Below are 19546 nucleotides of genomic sequence, written 5' to 3' on the forward strand. Positions count from 1 at the left end.
TTGCAGGCATGAACGACGTGACCGTGACGAGGACGCTGGTGATTCCGGCGTCCGAGTTGCGCGAACGTTTTTCCAGGTCAGGTGGGCCGGGCGGGCAGGGAGTGAACACGGCGGACAGCCGTGTGGAGCTCTCGTTCGACCTGGCTGCCTCGCCGTCGGTGCCCGAGCACCTCAAGGCGCGGATGCTCGACCGGTTGTCCGCGCGGCTCGTCGACGGCGTGCTCACGATCGCCGCGTCCGAGCACCGCGCGCAGCTGCAGAACCGCGGCGCCGCACGGGAACGTCTCGCCGCGATCCTGCGCGCAGCCGCCGCCGCACCTCCGCCGGTGCGCAGGGCGACCAAGCCCACGAAAGGCTCGCAGGAACGGCGCATCGCACAGAAGAAGCGTCGTGCGGACACCAAACGCGGCCGCGGTCGCGCAGGCTCCTGGGACTAGGCGCCGGACACGAGAGCGTAGATCCTCTCGGGCCGCCCCGTTCCCCCGTACCGCAACCGAACCTCGGCCCGCCCGGTCGTCACGAAGTGCTCCAGGTACCGGCGCGCACTCACCCGTGCCACACCGGTCGACGACGCGCATTCCGACGCCGAAAGCCCTTCCGCGTGCTCCTTCAACGCCTTCTCCACGAGCCGCGCCGTCTCCGGCGTCAAACCCTTGGGCAGCAACGGTTTCGAGGTAGGCCGAGCACCGAACACCTGGTCCACGTCGGCCTGTCCGGCCGAGTCCAGCCGGTGCAGCTTGTCCCGCAACGACGCGAAGTGCGCGAGCTGGTCGCGCAGAGCCGAGTAGTCGAACGGCTTGATCAGGTAGTGCAGCACGCCACCGCGCATCGCACTGCGCACGGTCTCCACGTCGGTCGCCGCCGTGATCACGATGACGTCCACGTCCTCGTTGGCGCGCAACGACTTCAGCACTTCAAGCCCGCTGACGTCCGGCAGGTAGATGTCGAGCAGCACCAGATCCGGTTTCAACGACGCGACAGCGCGCAACGCGTCCCCGCCGGTGTGCGCGACCCCGACCACCTCGAAACCCTCGGTGCGCGCGACGTAGCCGCTGTGCACCTTGGCCACCATGAAGTCGTCGTCGACGACCAGCACCCGGATCACCAGGGCAGCCTTGCGGTGAAGACCGAACCCGACACGTTCACCGAACCCCCGCGCCGCAGGCATGCTCGCCTGATCAGCGCGAGCCCGATGCCGCGTTCGCCGTGCGATGCCGCCTTGGTCGTGAACCCGTGCCGGAACACCTCTTCCGCGAGTTCCGGCGCCACACCGGGACCGGAGTCGCGCACCACGACCTGGACCTCGTCGTCCAACTGCATCACACCCACCTCGATCCACTTCTGAGCGCCGTTCGTGCTCAGCGAGCTCAGTGCATCCAACGCGTTGTCGACGAGATTGCCCAGCACCATGACCAAATCCGCAGACAAAGCTTCGTCGACGCGTCCCAATACGCTGTCCGGGCCCATCCTCAGCGCCGTGCCGCGTTCGGCGGCCAGAGAAGCCTTCGCGATCAGCAGCGCGGCCACCGCGGGGTCGCCGATCGACGAGCTGACCTCGGCCCGCCACTGGTCCTGCGCCGAGCTGATCTGGTGGATGTAGTTGCTGACCTCGTCGTACTCCTTCAGCGCGATCAGCCCGGCGATGGTGTGCAGCCGGTTCGCGAACTCGTGCGCCTGTGCCCGGAGCGTGTCCGTCGCGTGCTGCGAGGCGTCGAGTTCGTGTTGCAGCGCAAGGAGTTCCGTGCGGTCTCGCAACGTCACGACCGCGCCCTCGCCGCCCTCGATCGGCATGCGGTTCAACGTGAGCACGACACCCTGCCGCAGCACCAGCTGGTCGACACCGGTCGCGCGCCCGGTCAGCACGTCGCGCAGCCGTTCGTTGAGCTCCAGCTCCTCGACCGAGCGGCCGACCGCGTCCTCCGGCAACGCCAGCAGGTCGCTCGCGTGGTCGTTCACCAGCGTGATCTTGTTCTGCCCGTCGAGGCCGACGACGCCTTCCCTGATGCCGTGCAGCAACGCCTCGCGGTTCTCAACCAGCGCGGTGATCTCGTGCGGCTCCAGCCCGAGCGTCTGCTGCTTCACCCTGCGCGCCAGCAGCAACGACCCGGTGACGCCGATGACCAGCGCGATCGCCAGGTACCGCAGCACGTCGACGGGCTGGTCCAGCGCGCCCGCGAACAGACCCGGTTCGATCGCGCCCGCGATCACCATGCCGTTGACCCTGCGGCTCACCTCGTCGAACACCGGCACGTGCGCCTCGATCGACCCCTTGACGGTGCCGACCCACGCCTTGCCGTCCAGGGCCGTCGTCGGAGTGTCCAAAGTGGTCCCGATCTGGGACGGGTCCGGCGACGCGATCACGATCCGGTGGAGATCGACGATCAGCACGTAGGAGGCACCGGAGAGGCTCCGCGCGGTCTCGGCGGGCGCGGCCAGGATCCGCCAGTTGCCCATCGACGTCTGGACGACGTTCGTGGCCGCGACGTTCTCCGCGACCGACAGCATCCGGCGCTCCTCGTTGGAGCGAAAGTTGCTGCCCGTCTGGACGACCGTCAGCGCGCCGACCGCGCACAGTAGCAACGTGACGACTACGAGTTGCCACACTAGGAGCTGGCTGGCCAGGGAACGGCGGCGACGCATGAGACCTCCCGTGACCAGAAGAACCAAAAGAAACCTTAGAAGCGCAAGAGCGACATCAAGGTTTACACCAGAGCAACATGTCGAACCACGCGGATGAGAGGCGGGGATCACAGTGTCGGTGAAGGTGTGGGTGGCGGTGGCGACGGCGTTGCTCGCCGTCCTGCTGGTGCCACCGCTGCTGACGCCCGGTGCGGACAGCGGCGAGACCAGCCAGGTGCGGGCGTTGCGCGTGCTGGTGCCGAACCAGCCCGGCGGCGGTTACGACATCACGGCCCGCACCGCGGCGAAGGCCATGGAGGACGCTGACCTGCTGCGCAACGCCGAGGTGTTCAACCTCCCCGGCGCCGGCGGCACGGTCGGGCTCGGACGCACGGTCGGCGAGCGCGGCAACGGCAAGCTGATCATGTCGATGGGTCTGGGCGTCGTGGGCGCGGTGTACACGAACAAGTCGCCGAACTCGCTGCTCGACACCACCCCGATCGCGAAGCTGATCGAGGAACCGGACATCGTCGTGGTCGCGAAGGACTCGCCGTACACGTCGTTGCAGCAGCTCGTGGACGCGTGGAAGGCCAACCCCGGCACGGTGACGGTCGGTGGTGGTTCGGCTCCCGGCGGACCTGACCACCTGGCGCCGATGCTGATGGCCAAGGGCGTCGGGCTGGCGCCGAAGAGCGTCAACTACATCCCGTTCGACGGCGGCGGCGAGCTGCTGGCTTCGGTGCTCGGCGGCAAGGTCGCGTTCGGCGTCTCCGGCGTCGGCGAGTACCGCGACCAGATCCAGGCCGGCACGTTGCGGGTGCTCGCGGTGACGAGCTCGAAGCGCATCGCGGGCATCGACGCGCCGACGCTCAAGGAGTCCGGTGTGGACGTCGAGTTCACCAACTGGCGCGGCATCGTGGCTCCTCCCGGCATCACGCAGACCGACCGCGACAAGCTGGTCGACCTGCTGGAGCGGCTGCACAAGACCCCGCAGTGGGCGGAGGCGGTGCAGCGCAACGGCTGGACCGACGCCTTCGCACCGGGAGACCAGTTCAAGACCTTCCTGGAGAACGAGAACAAGCGGGTGGCAACGGTGCTGAAGGACTTGGGGCTGGCATGACGTCCGAGACCGAGACGGGGACCAAGACGTGGTTCCGCGAACGTTCTGAGCTGGGCATCTGCGCCCTGCTGGTCGTGCTCGGCGTGCTGGTGCTGACCGACGCGCTGCGCATCCCCACCGACTTCGCCCAGCGCGGCCCCGTCGGCCCGAAGGCGGTGCCGATCCTGGTCGGCTCGCTGCTGCTGGTCGTCGCGGTGCTGCTGGCCCGTGACGTGCTGCGCGGCGGCCGCGGCGAGGCGGAGGGCGGCGAGGACGTCGACCTGAGCGCACCGGCCGACTGGCGCACGGTTCTGCTGCTGTGCGGTGCCTTCCTGGCGAACGCCGCGCTGATCGGCCTGGTCGGGTTCCCGATCTCCGGCGCGATCCTGTTCTGGGGCTCGGCCTACGCACTCGGCAGCCGCGCCTACGTCCGCGACCCGCTGATCGCGGCCGGCCTCTCGATCCTCACCTTCGCGGTGTTCAACAACCTGCTCGGCGTCCCTCTCCCCGGTGGCCCGTTGATGGAGGTGTTCTAGGTGGAACAACTGCTCGACGGCTTCGCGACCGCGCTGACGCCGACACACCTGCTGTTCGCCGCGATCGGCGTGCTGCTCGGCACCGCGATCGGCGTCCTGCCGGGCATCGGCCCGGCCATGGCGGTGGCACTGCTGCTGCCCGTCACCTACGGCATGGAGCCGACCGGCGCGTTCATCATGTTCGCGGGCATCTACTACGGCGGCATGTTCGGTGGCTCCACCACGTCGATCCTGCTGAACACACCGGGCGAGAGCGCCGCGGTCGTCACAGCGTTCGAGGGCAATCCCATGGCCCGCAAGGGACGTGGTGCGCAAGCGCTTGCCGCGGCTGCCATCGGCCACTTCACCGGCGGCATCATCGGCACGATCCTGATCGTCCTGCTGGCGCCGTTCGTGGCCAAGCACGCCGTCGACATCGGTGCGCCAGATCTGTTCGCGATCATGGTGCTGTCGTTCATCGCGGTCACTTCGGTGCTCGGCGCATCCCGGATTCGCGGCGTCGCGTCGTTGCTCATCGGCCTGACGCTCGGCCTGGTCGGGTTGGACGAGATGACGGGCCAGCAGCGCCTCACGTTCGGCTCGCTGCACCTGGCCGACGGCATCGACGTTGTTGTTGTGGCCGTGGCTCTGTTCGCGGTCGGCGAGGCTCTGTGGGTCGCGGCCCACCTGCGCCGCAAGGCTTTCACACCGATCCCGGTCGGACAGCCGTGGTTGTCGAAGGCCGACCTCAAGCGCACCTGGAAGCCGTGGCTGCGCGGCCCGGTGATCGGCTTCCCGTTCGGCGCGATTCCCGCCGGCGGCGCGGAGATCCCGACCTTCCTGTCGTACGTGACGGAGAAGCGGCTCTCCAAGAACAAGGACGAGTGGGGCAAGGGCGCCATCGAGGGCGTCGCGGGCCCGGAGTCCACGGCCTCCGCTTCCGCCGCGGGCACCCTGGTCACGATGCTGACCCTGGGCCTGCCGACCACCGCGGTCGCGGCCGTGATGCTCGCGGCGTTCCAGACCTACGGCATCCAGCCCGGCCCGTTGCTGTTCCAGCGCGAAGCCGGCCTGGTGTGGGCGTTGATCGCGTCGCTGTTCATCGGTCTGACGCTGCTGCTGGTGCTCAACCTGCCGTTGGCACCGTTGTGGGCGAAGCTGCTGCGCATCCCGCGGCCGTACCTCTACGCGGGCATCCTGTTCTTCGCCTCGGTCGGCGCCTACGCGGTGAACGCGGACGTCTTCGACCTGATGCTGATGTTCGTGATCGGCCTGCTGGGCTTCGGCATGCGCCGCTACGGCCTGCCGGTGCTGCCCGCGATCATCGGCGTGATCCTCGGTCCGGCCGCGGAACAGCAGATGCGCCGCTCGCTGCAGCTCTCCGACGGCTCGCTGACCGGCCTGGTCAACAGCCCGATGGCGATCGTGGTCTACGTGATCATCCTGCTGATCGTGTTCTTCCCGCTCATCAAGAGGTTCCTGCCGAAGCCGACGCCTCCTGCGGCTCCGGTCGAGGAGCGGGAGAAGGTCGACGCCTGATCACGTGAGGAGGCCCCCGTCCGTGCGGTCGGACGGGGGCTTTCTCATGCGCTGCGCACGATCAGGATCGCGAACGGTTTGTCGTCCTCCGGTCCGCTGACCGCGAGCTCGGTCTGCTCCCGCAACGTGGCCCACAGCTCCATGACGCGCGCCACCTGCGGCGCGGGCAGTCCGCAAATCGTCACGAACGCCCGCACCTGGTCCGGTTTGGTCGGCAGCTTGCCGCGCTTGAGCAGGGAGTAGGCCTGGCTGCGTGGAAGCACCTGGCCCGCTCGGCGGGACACCTCCGGCAGGGTCAGCCCCGACCGCACGTGGATCGTCCGCAGCAGCTCGATGAACTCGGCCGCGGTGGCGGCTCGCAGCTCGGCGGTCGACGTCGCGATCAACGGCCACCCCGGCTCGGGGTCGACGCCGAGCTCGGCGCCGAGGATCATCCGCACCTCGCGGTACGCCGCCAGCGCTTCCGCTCTGCGGCCCGACCTGGACAGACCGCCCACGAGCTGGGCCCAGAGCCGGTTCAGGCGTTCGAGCGGATCGCCCTCCGGGTAGGTCATCGCTCGTCGTCCTGCCAGACCACCATCGGGCTCGCCGGGGGCAGCGGGCCGAACCGGGCGCTGAACAGGCGGCTGCGGCCCAGGGTGGTGGTCACCGCGAGGACAGCGCTCGTCGTGGCGACGGCGACGACCGGCGAGTGTCCCTGCGCGAGCATCCAGCCGGTGAAGACGAACGCGGTCGCGGCCAGCAGGACTGTGCTGGTGGTGGAGGTGGAGCACTTCCGTCGCGGGTGCAGTGCCCCGCTGTAGGGGGTGGTGGTCATTCGAGCTCCTGGAAAAGGGGGGACCCGGCGCAGGGCGGCACCTCACGCCGGGCGGACCAGCTGGGTTGGCGGAACAGCGAAAAGCCGGATGTGCGGAAAGCGTCAGTGCGGGCAATTGGCGTTGCCGCGGACTCCGCGACATAACGGCTCGACGACGATCCTGTCACTCAGACGGGTGAATGCCAACTGAATCGCCGTCCACGTTTTTCATGTCCTGTACAACGGCGTCCGGCTTCGTCCAACGGCGTCCAACTGGCCAGTTTTTGTCACCTTTTCAGGAGTCGCTGACCATGTGAGGGGCAATTGGTCGTATTGACCAGGTCCAATGCCGTCCAACGGTCTGGTCGGCGCCTGTGCGGACCGTTAGGCTTGCGAACGTGCCGGAATGCTATTCCGGTGCCGAGTTACCCCTGGCCGAGCTTTGGACCAGCTGAGCAGCGGGGTGCGGCCTCCTGTTGGCGCGGGAGGCCGTCACGCGCCGCCACTGCTCCACCCACCCGTCGAGCGCGTCAGTGGGCTCTCCGCACGCGGTCAGGAACGCGCGCAGCTGGTCCTCCCGCTTCGGGAACCGGAACGTGCACAGGGCGTGAGCACTGCTCTTCGGCAGCACGCGGGTGCCGGCGCCGGCCGACACCTGCTGGTAAGACAATCCTCTCGCAAGGCGCAGCTGGTTCAGCGCGCAGACGAACTCGGGGCGTGTGGTGGCGCGGCGTGCTGTCGCGAACGGACTGTCGTCCTCGCTGGGCGACATCGTGTTCGGTCCTCCTGCTGCGGCGTTCTTCTCCCTTTCCGGCGAGGGCTGTAACGAACGAGTGCGCGCTCGCGAGAAAGGAAGCGGTGTTCGACTGTGTGAGCGCGGATCTTACCTCCGTGTCCAGCTCCTTTGTCGAACCGATCGGTCGTGCCGGAATATTCCATGATCGGCGAACTGCGGAAAGTGCAACAGGACAATCGTTCGCTTAGTTCGTCGGTGCAGATCAGCGGGCTGTGGCCACCGGAATTGGTTCGTACCAAATAGAAATGGCCGTCCTGTTCGCTGAATGCGGACAGGACGGCCCTTGCGGCGGACGGGTCAGCCGTGGGTGGGGAAGCCCAGGTTCACGCCGTGCTGCTGCGGCCACCGAGCCGTGATCGCCTTGGCCCGCGTGTAGAACTTCACGCCCTCGGCGCCGTGCACGTGCGTGTCGCCGAACAGCGAGTCCTTCCAGCCGCCGAACGAGTAGTAGGCCATCGGCACCGGGATCGGCACGTTGATGCCGACCATGCCCACGTGCACGCGCCGCTGGTACTCGCGCGCGGCCAGGCCGTCACCCGTGTAGATCGCTGTGCCGTTGCCGTACTGGTTGGCGTTCACCAGTTCGACGGCGTCCTCGAACGTGTCGACGCGCACGACGGACAGCACAGGGCCGAAGATCTCGTCGGTGTAGATTGTCATGTCCCGCGTGACGTGGTCGAAAAGCGTTGGCGCGAGCCAGAAACCGCCCTCGGCGCCCTCAGGGGCGTGTCCGCGGCCGTCGACGACCAAGGAAGCGCCGGCAGCCTCGCCCGCGTCCACATAGGACTGAACCTTGTCCCTGTGCACGCCCGTGACCAACGGACCCATCTGAGCCGAAGGATCCGTGCCAGGGAGCACTGCAGGGTGCAGGTCGCGGGTGCGCGAGGCGATCTTCGAAACGAGCTCGTCACCGGTCTCACCCACGGCCACGACCACCGAGATCGCCATGCAGCGCTCACCGGCGGAGCCGTAACCGGCGGAGACAGCGGCGTCGGCGGCCACGTCGAGGTCGGCGTCCGGCAGCACGACCATGTGGTTCTTCGCGCCGCCCAACGCCTGCACGCGCTTGCTAGCCGCGGTGCCGCGCGAGTAGACGTGCTTCGCGATCGGCGTCGAGCCGACGAACGACGCCGCGGAGACGTCCGGGTGGTCGAGCAGGGCGTTGACCGCGAAGGCGTCACCCTGCAGAACGTTCAGCACGCCGTCGGGCAGCCCTGCCTCCTGGAACAGCTCGGCCAGCCGCACCGAGGCGGACGGGTCGCGCTCGGAAGGCTTCAGAACAAAGGTGTTTCCGCACGCGATGGCGATGGGGAACATCCACATCGGCACCATCACGGGGAAGTTGAACGGCGTGATGCCCGCGACCACACCCAGCGGCTGCCGGAACGAGTACGCGTCGACACCGCGCGAGACCTGCTCGGAGTGCTCGCCCTTGAGCAGCTGCGGGATGCCGCACGCGAACTCGACGACCTCCAGGCCGCGCTGCACCTCACCGGCGGCGTCCGAGAGCACCTTGCCGTGCTCGGACGTGATGATCGCGGCGAGCTCGTCGCGATGGGTGTGCAGCAGGTGGCGGTAGGCGAACAGGATCCGCGACCGTGTCGAGAGCGACGACTCGGACCACGAAGCCGCTGCCTTCAACGAAGACGACACCGCGAGGTCGACGTCCGCCTGCTCCGCGAGCACGACCTGAGCGGCGACGTCACCGGTCGCCGGGTTGAAGACGTCGGACGTGCGGGACGACACCCCCGTGGTGCGGGCGCCGTCGATCCAGTGGGGGATGGTGCTCAACGCGGTCCTCCTGGGGGAGCGGTGGTGTTGCGGACGACGAGAGAGGGATTGAGGAGATGGCGCACGGGCTCGGTGCGCCCGTCACGCACTCGCTGCAGGAGAGCGAGGGCTGCCAGCCGGCCGAACTCGGCACGGGGCTGGTCGATCGTGGTCAGCGAAACGTGGCGAAGTGCTGCCAGTGAAGTGTTGTCGTACCCGACAACGGAAACGTCCTCGGGCACGCGCAATCCCGCGTCCTCCAACGCCGAGATCGCGCCGACGGCGTTGAAGTCGTTGCAGGACAGGATGGCCGTGGGCAGGGCGTCGTCGGCCAGCAACGACCGGATCGCCCGCGCACCGGCGGCGTCGGTGTACTCGGAAGCCACGACCTGTGGCACCAGACCGTGTGCCTCCATCGCGGCGACGTACCCGCGCCGACGAGGACTGGCCTGGGAGCCTTCGCCGCCGTCTAAATGAGCGATCCGCTTGTGCCCCAACGAGACCAGGTGGTCAACGGCCAGCCGCGCGCCCTGCTCGCCGTCGTCGTTCACGGTATCGACGGCGGACACACGAGAAGACCGGGCCACGAGCACGATCGGCAGCTGTTCGGCGGCTTTCCCGATTGCTGTCGCCGGAACGACAGGGGACAGCAGGATCAGTCCGGCGGGGCGGAAGGAGAGCAGTGATTCCAGAGCCCGGCGCTCACGGGCGGGCGAGCGGCCGCCGGTGTTGATGATGATGTCGAACCCCTGCTCGCGCGCCACTTCGTCGATGCCGTCCACGACCTCGGCGAAGAACGCGTTGTGCAGGTCGGACACCATCACGCCGAGCACGGTCGACGTGCGCGACGCCAGCGAGCGCGCCATCGCGTGCGGTGAGTAGCCCAGTTCCTCCGCGGCTTTCAGCACTGCGGTGCGTCGCGCCTCGCTCACCTTGGGTGAGTTGCGCATGACCAGTGACACCAGTGCCCGGGACACGCCCGCGCGCTCCGCCACGTCCTCCATCGTCGGCCGAACCACCTGGAACCACCTCCCCTCACGTCACGAGCAGGAAACCCACCCTTGACACCCGTGTGACTGAAGCTACAGCATTAGAGCGCTCCAACCAATAGAGCGCTCTAACACATCACAGCCGATGAACAGGGGAAACCTGCGATGCGGATCGGAGTAGCGGGTGTCGGCAGGATCGGCACCATGCACGCCACCAACCTCGCCGCACTGGATCGAGTCGACGAGGTGCTTCTCTTCGACCCGGTGCCCGGTCGTGCCGCGCAGGCGTCGGCTGACATCGAGGGGACAAGGGCTGTCGACGACCTGATCGGGCTGCTCGACAACGTCGACGGGGTCCTGCTCGCCACCCCGACGAACACCCACCCGGACATGCTGCGCTCCGCCATCGCGCGGAACGTCCCCACGCTGTGCGAGAAGCCGATCGCGAGCGACGTCGAGGAGATGTCCGCGCTCGTGGAGGACGTCGAGAAGTCCGGCGTCGAGGTGCTCGTGGGCTTCCAGCGCCGGTTCGACCCCGCGATCTACGAGCTGCACCGCCGGATCCGCGCGGGCGAGGTCGGCGACATCTACCTGGTCAGGGCGGTCGGCAACGACGCGAACCCGCCGGACTTCTCCTACCTGCCGGCGTCCGGTGGCATCTTCCGCGACCTGCTGATCCACGACCTCGACTGCGTGCCGTGGCTCGTCGGCGAGCCCGTCGTCGAGGTCTACGCGAGTGGTTCCGTCCTGGTGCACCAGGCGTTCGCGGACGCCGACGACGTCGACAACGCCGTGGTGATGCTGAAGTTCGCGAACGGCGCGCACGCCACGCTGGCCGGCGGCCGGCACGACCCGGTCGGCTACGACCACCGCATCGAGGTGCTCGGCAGCAAGGACTCGCTGGTCGCGGGCGTCGACCCGCGCACCCCGCTGAACTCGCTGGAGCCCGGTGGCCACGTCGCCGGACCGGACGCCTACCCCGGTTTCCCGGAGCGCTTCCACCGCGCGTACGTCAACGAGATGAACCTGTTCACGCAGGTCATCGCGGGCGAGGTCGCGAACCCGTCACCGGCGCGGGAGAGTTTGATCAGCCTCCGCCTGGCTGAAGCCTGTGAGCAGTCGCGTCGCAGTGGCGCGCCGGTCCGCATCGAGGGGAAGTAATGGCGAAGATCGCTGGGGCACCGATCTCCTGGGGCGTGTGCGAGGTCCCGGGCTGGGGCAACGTGCTCCCGTCCGGCACGGTTCTCGCCGAGATGCACCAGCTCGGCCTGAAAGCCACGGAACTCGGCCCGCCCGACTACCTGCCGGCGGACCCCGAGGCCCTCAAGACCCTGTTGGGCAGCCACGAGCTCACCCTCGTCGGCGGCTTCCTCGCGGTCACCCTGCACACCGACGTGCAGTCCACTCTGGACGAAGCCGACCGGGTGGCCGCGATCCTCAAGGCGGGCGGGGCCGAGGCGCTCGTGCTCGCCGCCGCGACGGGTCTCGACGGTTACGACGAGACGCCGAAGCTCAGCGACGACGAGTGGAACACCCTCGTCGACACCTGCGCGAAGATCCGTGAGATCGCCGCAAAGCACGGCTTGAAAACCGTGCTGCACCCGCACGTGGGCACCCACGTCGAGCGGGAGGCGGAGGTCGACAGGTTCCTCGCGGACTCCGATCTCCAGCTCTGCCTGGACACCGGCCACCTCCTCATCGGTGGCACGGACCCGGTCGAGCTGGCGCGCCGCTACCCGGACCGGATCGGTCACGTGCACCTCAAGGACGTGCGTGACGAGATCGCGGCGAAGGTGCGCAGCGGCGAGCTCAGTTACACCGATGCCGTGGAACAGGGCATCTACGTGCCGCTCGGGGACGGCGACGTGGACGTGGAAGCGCTGGTGAAGCTCGTTCAAGAGGCGGGCTACACCGGTTGGTTCGTGCTTGAGCAGGACACCCAGCTCAAAGACGGAAGTCCGGTGGACAAGCCACTGAAGGACACCGCGCGCAGCCTCGCGCACCTCAGCAAGATCCTCTGAAGGGACTGGAGACGATGAAGTCTCGCTTGGTCATCCGCGCGGGCGTTGCTCTCGCCGGTGTTGCTCTACTCGCCGCCTGTAGCGGTCCCACGGGTACCAATACCCAGAACACGCAGAACAACAGCTCGTCCGGCAGCTCGGGTGACCTCAAGGTAGCCGTGATCACGCACGGCACCTCGGGTGACGCGTTCTGGAGCGTCGTGAAGGTCGGAGCGGAGGACGCGGGCAAGCAGCTCGGCGTCGGCGTCACCTACAACTCCGACGGCGACCCCGGCGCCCAGGCCAAGCTGATCGACAACGCCGTGTCGCAGAAGGTCGGCGGCATCGTGGTGTCGATGGCGAACCCGGACGCGCTGAAGACCTCGATCGAGAACGCGGTGAAGGCCGGCATCCCGGTCATCACGATCAACTCCGGCAGCGCGAAGAGCGCGGAGTTCGGTGCCATGGCGCACGTCGGCCAGGAAGAGACGATCGCCGGTGAAGAGGCCGGCAAGAAGCTCAAGGCCGCGAGCAAGACCAAGCTGCTCTGCGTGATCCACGAGGCCGGCAACTCGGGCCTCAACCAGCGCTGTGACGGTGCCCGCACCGGTTTCGGCGGCTCGGTGGAGAACCTCCAGGTCGACATCTCCAACCCGACCGACGTCGAGGCGCGGATCAAGGCCAAGCTGCAGTCCGACACCGCGATCGACGGTGTGCTCGCGCTCAACCCGCAGGTCGCCGTGAACGCCGCGTCGGCCATCAAGGGTGCGAGCTCGAAGGCGCAGGTCGCGACGTTCGACCTGAACGCGGACGTGGTCAGCGCGATCAAGGCCGGTGACGTGCTCTTCGCCGTCGACCAGCAGCAGTACGAGCAGGGCTACCTGCCGATCGTGATGCTGAAGCTCTTCAAGGACAACGCGAACACGCTCGGCGGTGGCAAGCCCGTCCTCACCGGTCCCGGCTTCGTCGACAAGTCCAACGTGGACAAGGTCGCGGAGTACGCCAAGGCCGGCAAGCGCTAAGGAGTGAGCGGAGAGATGACCGTGACGGCGCAAGCGCCACCGGCGGCTGACGAACGGCTGAGCAAGCCCAGGGTGATGGATCAGCTCATCAAGCGCCCTGAGATCGGCGCGATGCTCGGCGCACTGCTCGTGTTCCTGTTCTTCTCCGTGGTCACCGAGCAGTTCCTGAGCCTGGGCGGTGCGGCCACCTGGCTGGACGACGCGTCCATGCTCGGCATCATGGCGGTGGCCGTGGCGCTGCTCATGATCGGTGGCGAGTTCGACCTGTCCGCCGGTGTCATGACCGCGTCCACGGCGCTTGTCACGGCCATCCTCTCCACCCAGCTGGGCCTCAACGTCTGGCTGTCGTTGCTGGTCTCGCTCGCCTTCGCGTTGTCGGTGGGCGCGTTGAACGGCTGGCTCGTGATGCGCACGGGCCTGCCGAGCTTCATCGTGACGCTGGGCAGCTTCCTCGCGTTGCAGGGCCTCAACCTCGGCGTCACGCGTCTCGTCACCGGCAGCGTGCAGGTGTCGGGCATGCGCGACACCGTCGGGTACGAGTCGGCGGGGTTCCTGTTCGCGTCGACGTTCCAGGTCGGTGGCCAGAGCTTCTACGTGTCGATCATCTGGTGGCTGCTGTTCACGGTCATCGCCTCGACCGTGCTGATGCGCACCAAGTTCGGCAACTGGATCTTCGCGGTCGGTGGTGCCGCGCTGTCGTCGCGCGCCGTCGGTGTGCCGGTCGTGCGGTCGAAGATCCTTCTGTTCATGACGACCGCGTTCGCCGCGTGGCTCGTCGGCTCGATCAACATCCTGCGGTACGCGAGCGTGCAGGCGAACCAGGGCATCGGGCTGGAGTTCCAGTACATCATCGCGGCGGTGATCGGCGGCTGCCTGCTCACCGGTGGCTTCGGGTCCGCGGTGGGTGCGGCGATCGGCGCGCTGATCTTCGGCATGGCACGGCAGGGCATCGTCTACGCCGGGTGGAACAGCGACTGGTTCCAGCTCTTCCTCGGCGTGATGCTGTTGGCGGCCGTGCTGGTGAACAACATGCTTCGCCGTCGGGCGGAAAGGGTGAAGCGATGACCGCGCTCATCGAGACCGAGAACATCGGCAAGACCTACGGCAGCGTCATCGCGCTCAGCGATGTGTCCACTGTGGTCAACGCCGGTGAGGTCACCTGCGTGCTCGGCGACAACGGCGCCGGCAAGTCGACCCTGATCAAGATCCTGGCCGGAGTCCATCAGCACGACCAGGGCTCGTTCAGGGTCGAGGGCGACGAGATCAAGTTCTCGTCACCGCGCGAGGCCCTGGACCACGGCATCGCGACCGTGTACCAGGACCTCGCGGTCGTGCCGCTGATGTCGGTGTGGCGCAACTTCTTCCTGGGCTCGGAGCCGACGACCAAGTTCGGCTTCCTGGACCGGAAGAAAGGCCGGGACATCACCAAGAAGGCGTTGTCCGACATGGGCATCGACCTTCGTGACGTCGAACAGCCGGTCGGCACGTTGTCGGGTGGTGAACGGCAGTGCGTCGCCATCGCCCGCGCCGTGCACTTCGGAGCCAAGGTGCTGATCCTCGACGAACCGACCGCGGCTCTCGGCGTGAAGCAGGCCGGTGTGGTGCTGAAGTACGTGGCCCAGGCGCGTGATCGCGGCCTCGGCGTCGTGCTGATCACGCACAACCCGCACCACGCCTACCCGGTGGGCAACCGGTTCCTGCTGCTCAAGCGCGGCCGTGCGCTGGGCAGCTACGAGAAGGACGAGATCGACATCGGTGAGCTGACGCGCCAGATGGCCGGTGGCGCCGAGCTGGAGGCACTGGCTCACGAGCTGCGGGGTGTCGAGGCGTGACGTCTCTGGAAGTGCTGACGGTCGGCCGGGTCGGTGTCGACCTCTACCCCGAGCAGTCGGGGGTGCCGCTGGCCGAGGTCAGCACGTTCGCCAAGTCGCTCGGCGGGACCGCGACCAACGTCGCGGTCGCCGCCGCGCGGCTCGGCCGTCGTGCCGGGGTGCTGACCAAGGTCGGGCCGGACGGGTTCGGAACCTATGTGCGGCAGGCACTTGAAGGCTTCGGGGTGTCGTCCGAGTACGTCGGCACCTCACCGGATCTGCTGACGCCGGTGGTGTTCTGCGAGCTCAACCCGCCCGCGGATCCGCCGTTGCTGTTCTACCGCCTGCCGACCGCGCCGGACCTCACCCTGAGCGAGGACGACGTGCCGTGGTCGCTCACGCGCGAGGTTCCGCTGTTGTGGGTCACCGGCACAGGGGTTTCCGCTGAGCCTGCTCGTACTTCGCAACGGATGATGCTGGCGAACCGGGCGCGGCACGGGCACACGGTGCTGGACCTGGACTACCGGCCGATGTTCTGGCCGGACGTGAAGACCGCGCGCGAAGAGATCAGCTGGATGCTCGATCACGTGACCGTGGCCGTGGGCAACCGGACCGAGTGCGAGATCGCGGTCGGCACGTCGGATCCCGACGAGGCCGCGGACCGGCTGCTGGCACGCGGAATCTCGTTGGCGCTGGTCAAAAAGGGTGCCGAGGGCGTGCTGGTGGCGACGCCGGAAGGCCGCTGGACCGTGGAGCCGACGCCGGTCGAGGTCGTGTGCGGGCTCGGCGCCGGTGACGCGTTCGGCGGATCCGTGGTGCACGGCCTGCTGTCGGGCTGGGACCCGGTGAAGATCGCCCGCTACGCCAACGCGGCCGGCGCGATCGTGGCGTCCCGGCTGGCCTGCGCGGACGCGATGCCGGACCAGAAAGAGATCGAGGACGTGCTGTGATCACTGACGAGCAGTGGGCTGCCCTGCTGGAGACCCGCGCGACCGATCCGGGTGCGGTTCGCCGTGCCTACCAGGCGCGTCGCCGGCGGAACTCGTTGCTGAACGGCAAGTCCACGCTGTTCCTGGTCGCGGCGGACCACCCGGCGCGCGGTGCCCTCGGTGTCGGCGGCGACCCGCTGGCGATGGCCGATCGACGGTCGTTGCTCGCCCGGTTGCTGACGGCGCTGGCGAATCCCGAGGTCGACGGTGTGCTCGGCACGCCGGACGTCATCGAGGATCTCCTTCTGCTGGACGGCTTGAACGAACGCGTGGTCATCGGCTCGATGAACCGCGGTGGCCTGGCCGGTGCGGACTGGGAGATCGACGACAGGTTCACCGCCTACGACGCGTCGTCCATCGCCGCGTTCGGGCTGGACGGCGGCAAGATGCTGCTGCGCCTGGTCGACTCGGATCCCGGCACGATTCCCACCCTCGAAGGCTGCGCGCGGGCCGTCACGGAACTCGCGGAACACGGCCTGATGGCGATGGTCGAGCCGTTGCCGTACAAGCGTGATCACAACGACAAGCTGGTGCTGCAGAAGGACTCCGCGGCGTTGTCGCGTGCGTCGGCCGTGGCCGCCGGCTTGGGCGCGACCTCTGCCTACACCTGGCTGAAGCTGCCCGCGCCGGACGAGCCGGACGTCGTGCTGGACACCACCGCGTTGCCCGCGCTGGTGCTCGGCGGCGTGCCGTCCGAGAAGCCGGAGGACGACCTCGCGTCGTGGGGCCGCTCGCTGCGCCACCCGACCGTGCGCGGCCTGGTCGTCGGCCGCGCGTTGCTCTACCCGCCGGACGGTGATGTCGCCGGCGCCGTCGCTGCCGCCGCTGAAGTCCTACGTACCGCAAGGGGAATCACGGTATGACTCTGCACCGTCCACACGGGACGCTCTCCACGCCGACCGAGGTCGTCCACCTCATGCCGGAGGACGCGGGCTGGATCTACACCGGTCTGCGGGTGATGCGGATCGAGGCCGGGTGGGTGCACACGATCGAGACAGGCGAGTTCGAGGCGTTCGTGCTGCCGTTGGCCGGATCGCTGACGGTCGAGGTCGACGACGAGCGGTACGAGCTGCAGGGTCGTGACTCGGTGTTCACGCGGGTCACGGACTTCGCTTACGTGCCAAGGGATGCCTCGGTGACGCTGTCCTCGGAGGACGGTTGCGAGGTCGCTCTGCCGATGGCTCGTTGTGAACGCAGGTTGTCCCCGAAGTACGGCCCGGCGGACGGCGTTCCGGTCGAGGTGCGCGGCTCCGGCAACGCCACCCGGCAGGTCACCAACTTCGGCACGCCCGGCGTGTGGGACCACGCGGACAAGCTCAACGCGTGCGAGCTGATCACCCCGGACGGCAACTGGTCCTCGTACCCACCGCACAAGCACGACTCCTCGGAGCCGTGCGAGGTGGAGAACGAGGAGATCTACTACTTCCGGATCGCGGACCGGGACCAGGTCACGCCGTCCCGCACCGGTTTCGGCCTCCACCGCACGTACACCGACGACGGCACGATCGACGAAGACGTGACCGTGCGCGACGGCGACGTGTTCCTGATCCCGCGCGGCTACCACGGTCCGTGCGTCGCGGCGCCGGGTTACCCCATGTACTACCTCAACGTCCTGGCCGGACCGGGCGACGAACGGTCGATGGCGTTCTGCGACGACCCGGCGCACACCTGGGTCCGCGACAGCTGGGCCGATCAGGAGCTCGATCCGCGTTGTCCCGTGACGACTTCCGAAGGACGGGTCAAGTGAAGCTCACCACCGCACAGGCACTCGTCCGCTGGATGCTCGCCCAGCGCACCGAACTGCTCGACGGCACGCAGGCACCGCTGTTCCCCGGCGTGTTCGGCATCTTCGGCCACGGCAACGTGCTCGGCCTCGGCAACGCCCTGGAGGAGGTCCGCGACCGGATCCCGGTCTGGCGCGGGCACAACGAACAGGGCATGGCTCTCGCCGCCGTCGGCATCGGCAAGGCCACCCACCGCCGTCAGGTCGGTGTCGCCACGTCGTCCATCGGCCCCGGCGCCCTGAACATGGTCACCGCGGCCGGCGTCGCCCACGCCAACCGCCTGCCGTTGCTCCTCCTGCCCGGCGACACCTTCACCGGCCGCGCCCCGGATCCCGTTCTCCAGCAGGTGGAGCACTTCCACGACCCGACCGCGACCGTCAACGACGCGTTCCGCGCGGTCAGCCGCTACTTCGACCGGATCACCCGCCCCGAACAGCTCCTGTCGACGCTGCCCCAGGTCGCGCGGGTGCTCACCGACCCGGCGGACTGCGGACCGGTGACTTTGGCTCTGCCGCAAGATGTTCAGGCCGAGTCCTACGACTTCCCGGACGCGCTGTTCACCCCGGTCGTCCACCGCCCACTGCGCCTGCGCCCCGACCTGAACGCCCTGGCCGAGGCGGCGCGAGCGATTCGCGGCGCGTCCCGGCCGTTGCTGGTGCTGGGCGGTGGCGTCCGCTACTCCGGCGCCGCTGGCCGCGCGTTGCGGTTCGCCGAGCAGCACGGCATCCCGATCACCGAGACCACCGCGGGCCGCACGCTGGTCCCGCACGACCACCCGCTGCACGCCGGACCGCTGGGCATCACGGGGTCGACGTCCGCGAACGTCCTGGCGGGCGAGGCCGACCTCGTCATCGCGGTGGGCACCCGCCTGCAGGACTTCACGACGGCGTCCTGGACGGTGTTCTCTCCGGACGTGCACCTGGTGTCGCTGAACGCGGCCCGCTTCGACGCCGTGAAGCACGGCTCGTTCGCGCTGGTGGCCGACGCCGACGAGGGCCTGCGCGAACTGACCGACGTCCTCGGCTCCTGGGAAGCGCCCGCTGACTGGGCTCGCCGCGCTCTGACCGAACGCGCGAAGTGGGACGCCCACATCACGTCGTTGCGCCAACCATCTGAAGGCCTGCCCACGTACGCGCAGGTCGTCGGAGTCGTGAACGACGTCAGCGGTCCGACGGACTACGTCATGACCGCATCGGGTGGCATGCCCGGCGAGCTGATCGGTGGCTGGCGCGCCACCGGTGAGTCCACAATGGACGTCGAGTACGGCTTCTCCTGCATGGGCTACGAGCTCGCGGGAGCCTGGGGCGCGGCCATCGCCCACACCCGGGGCGTCGTGACGACTCTGCTCGGCGACGGCTCGTACCTGATGCTGAACTCCGAGCTGTTCTCCGCATCCTTCGCCGGGCACGGTTTCGTGGCAGTCGTCTGCGACAACGACGGCTACGCGGTCATCCACCGACTGCAAACCGGCCAGGGCGGCGCGGGTTTCAACAACCTCTACGCCGACTGCACCACCAGCCACGCCGAACCCCCGCGCACGGACTTCGCGGCCCACGCGGCAGCGATGGGCTGCGCGGTCTTCCCGGTCGACTCCCTGAGCGAGCTGGAAGGCGCCTACCGCAAGGCCCGCGAGGTGGCGGTCGGCGAGAAGCGGCCGGCCGTCGTCGTGATCCGCACGCACCCGTCGTCGTGGACCGAGGCCGGAGCGTGGTGGGAGGTCGGCGTGCCGGAAACGTCCCACCGCCAGGAGATCGCCCAGGCTCGTGAGGAAGTTCTGGAAGGAAAGGCCCAGCAGGTCCGCTATCTGACCTGATGGC

Annotated in this window: 20 protein-coding genes; 13 read left to right on the forward strand and 7 right to left on the reverse strand. The window is 68.4% G+C overall.

Translation table 11 applies throughout. From position 1 onward, the window contains the following. The first annotated feature begins 8 nt into the window (after nt 1–8). Entirely contained in the window at nt 9–437 is a 429-nt protein-coding gene (gene arfB, locus AB0M24_RS25060; RefSeq protein WP_363772380.1) for an alternative ribosome rescue aminoacyl-tRNA hydrolase ArfB, read from the forward strand. On the opposite strand, the gene AB0M24_RS25065 is transcribed toward arfB, so the two are convergent. Together AB0M24_RS25065 and AB0M24_RS25070 are read right to left on the reverse strand one after the other, a co-directional pair. After that, a complete protein-coding gene (locus AB0M24_RS25065; RefSeq protein ID WP_363772383.1) occupies nt 434–1105 on the reverse strand; it encodes a response regulator in 672 nt (223 codons plus the stop codon). The genes arfB and AB0M24_RS25065 overlap by 4 nt on opposite strands. Beyond that, nucleotides 1102–2640, reverse strand: coding sequence for a sensor histidine kinase (locus tag AB0M24_RS25070; protein ID WP_363772386.1), 1539 nt, complete (start codon nt 2638–2640; stop codon nt 1102–1104). Before AB0M24_RS25070 ends, AB0M24_RS25065 begins: the two co-directional genes overlap by 4 nt. Before the next feature lie 130 nt (nt 2641–2770). Here AB0M24_RS25070 and AB0M24_RS25075 point away from each other — a divergent pair, with 130 nt between their 5' ends. From AB0M24_RS25075 to AB0M24_RS25085, 3 genes are read left to right on the forward strand one after another with little or no spacing between them, the layout of a single operon-like run. Then, nucleotides 2771–3739 carry a tripartite tricarboxylate transporter substrate binding protein gene (locus AB0M24_RS25075; protein ID WP_363772817.1) on the forward strand — a complete coding sequence of 323 codons (969 nt, stop codon included), beginning with the start codon at nt 2771–2773 and terminating at the stop codon, nt 3737–3739. Continuing rightward, nucleotides 3736–4254, forward strand: coding sequence for a tripartite tricarboxylate transporter TctB family protein (locus AB0M24_RS25080; RefSeq protein ID WP_363772389.1), 519 nt, complete (start codon nt 3736–3738; stop codon nt 4252–4254). Before AB0M24_RS25075 ends, AB0M24_RS25080 begins: the two co-directional genes overlap by 4 nt. Further along, nucleotides 4255–5772, forward strand: coding sequence for a tripartite tricarboxylate transporter permease (locus AB0M24_RS25085; protein WP_363772392.1), 1518 nt, complete (start codon nt 4255–4257; stop codon nt 5770–5772). Nucleotides 5773–5816: 44 nt separating this feature from the next. On the opposite strand, the gene AB0M24_RS25090 is transcribed toward AB0M24_RS25085, so the two are convergent. From AB0M24_RS25090 to AB0M24_RS25110, 5 genes are all read right to left on the reverse strand, one after another. Beyond that, the gene (locus AB0M24_RS25090) at nt 5817–6326 is read right to left on the reverse strand and encodes a BTAD domain-containing putative transcriptional regulator (RefSeq protein ID WP_363772395.1); all 510 of its coding nucleotides are present in this window, start codon (nt 6324–6326) and stop codon (nt 5817–5819) included. Then, nucleotides 6323–6589 carry a hypothetical protein gene (locus tag AB0M24_RS25095; protein ID WP_363772398.1) on the reverse strand — a complete coding sequence of 89 codons (267 nt, stop codon included), beginning with the start codon at nt 6587–6589 and terminating at the stop codon, nt 6323–6325. Before AB0M24_RS25095 ends, AB0M24_RS25090 begins: the two co-directional genes overlap by 4 nt. Nucleotides 6590–6977: 388 nt before the next feature. Further along, on the reverse strand, nt 6978–7340 hold the full coding sequence (locus tag AB0M24_RS25100; protein WP_363772400.1) for a hypothetical protein: 363 nt from the start codon (nt 7338–7340) through the stop codon (nt 6978–6980). Nucleotides 7341–7661: 321 nt separating this feature from the next. Next, nucleotides 7662–9155, reverse strand: coding sequence for a CoA-acylating methylmalonate-semialdehyde dehydrogenase (locus AB0M24_RS25105; protein WP_363772402.1), 1494 nt, complete (start codon nt 9153–9155; stop codon nt 7662–7664). Then, nucleotides 9152–10153: a LacI family DNA-binding transcriptional regulator gene (locus AB0M24_RS25110; RefSeq protein WP_363772404.1), complete on the reverse strand. Its 1002-nt coding sequence runs from the start codon at nt 10151–10153 to the stop codon at nt 9152–9154. The genes AB0M24_RS25105 and AB0M24_RS25110 overlap by 4 nt, the downstream gene beginning before the upstream one ends. A 135-nt stretch (nt 10154–10288) precedes the next feature. Here AB0M24_RS25110 and AB0M24_RS25115 point away from each other — a divergent pair, with 135 nt between their 5' ends. From AB0M24_RS25115 to iolD, 9 genes are read left to right on the forward strand one after another with little or no spacing between them, the layout of a single operon-like run. Then, a complete protein-coding gene (locus tag AB0M24_RS25115) occupies nt 10289–11284 on the forward strand; it encodes a Gfo/Idh/MocA family oxidoreductase (RefSeq protein ID WP_363772406.1) in 996 nt (331 codons plus the stop codon). Further along, entirely contained in the window at nt 11284–12144 is an 861-nt protein-coding gene (locus tag AB0M24_RS25120) for a TIM barrel protein (RefSeq protein ID WP_363772409.1), read from the forward strand. Before AB0M24_RS25115 ends, AB0M24_RS25120 begins: the two co-directional genes overlap by 1 nt. 14 nt (nt 12145–12158) lie before the next feature. Continuing rightward, a complete protein-coding gene (locus tag AB0M24_RS25125; protein ID WP_363772412.1) occupies nt 12159–13145 on the forward strand; it encodes a sugar ABC transporter substrate-binding protein in 987 nt (328 codons plus the stop codon). Nucleotides 13146–13160: 15 nt separating this feature from the next. Beyond that, complete coding sequence (locus tag AB0M24_RS25130) at nt 13161–14210, forward strand: ABC transporter permease (protein ID WP_363772415.1); 1050 nt, start codon at nt 13161–13163, stop codon at nt 14208–14210. Continuing rightward, nucleotides 14207–14977 carry an ATP-binding cassette domain-containing protein gene (locus tag AB0M24_RS25135; protein WP_363772418.1) on the forward strand — a complete coding sequence of 257 codons (771 nt, stop codon included), beginning with the start codon at nt 14207–14209 and terminating at the stop codon, nt 14975–14977. The genes AB0M24_RS25130 and AB0M24_RS25135 overlap by 4 nt, the downstream gene beginning before the upstream one ends. After that, nucleotides 14974–15906: a 5-dehydro-2-deoxygluconokinase gene (gene iolC, locus AB0M24_RS25140; RefSeq protein WP_363772421.1), complete on the forward strand. Its 933-nt coding sequence runs from the start codon at nt 14974–14976 to the stop codon at nt 15904–15906. Before AB0M24_RS25135 ends, iolC begins: the two co-directional genes overlap by 4 nt. Then, nucleotides 15903–16808 (forward strand): aldolase, encoded by a 906-nt coding sequence (locus AB0M24_RS25145; protein WP_363772424.1) that lies wholly within the window; start codon nt 15903–15905, stop codon nt 16806–16808. Before iolC ends, AB0M24_RS25145 begins: the two co-directional genes overlap by 4 nt. After that, entirely contained in the window at nt 16805–17692 is an 888-nt protein-coding gene (iolB, locus tag AB0M24_RS25150; RefSeq protein WP_363772427.1) for a 5-deoxy-glucuronate isomerase, read from the forward strand. Before AB0M24_RS25145 ends, iolB begins: the two co-directional genes overlap by 4 nt. After that, entirely contained in the window at nt 17689–19542 is a 1854-nt protein-coding gene (gene iolD, locus AB0M24_RS25155; RefSeq protein WP_363772430.1) for a 3D-(3,5/4)-trihydroxycyclohexane-1,2-dione acylhydrolase (decyclizing), read from the forward strand. The genes iolB and iolD overlap by 4 nt, the downstream gene beginning before the upstream one ends. Nucleotides 19543–19546 lie beyond the last annotated feature (4 nt).

The organism is Lentzea sp. NPDC051838 (genome assembly GCF_040681245.1).
In the GTDB taxonomy this organism is placed as follows: domain Bacteria; phylum Actinomycetota; class Actinomycetes; order Mycobacteriales; family Pseudonocardiaceae; genus Lentzea.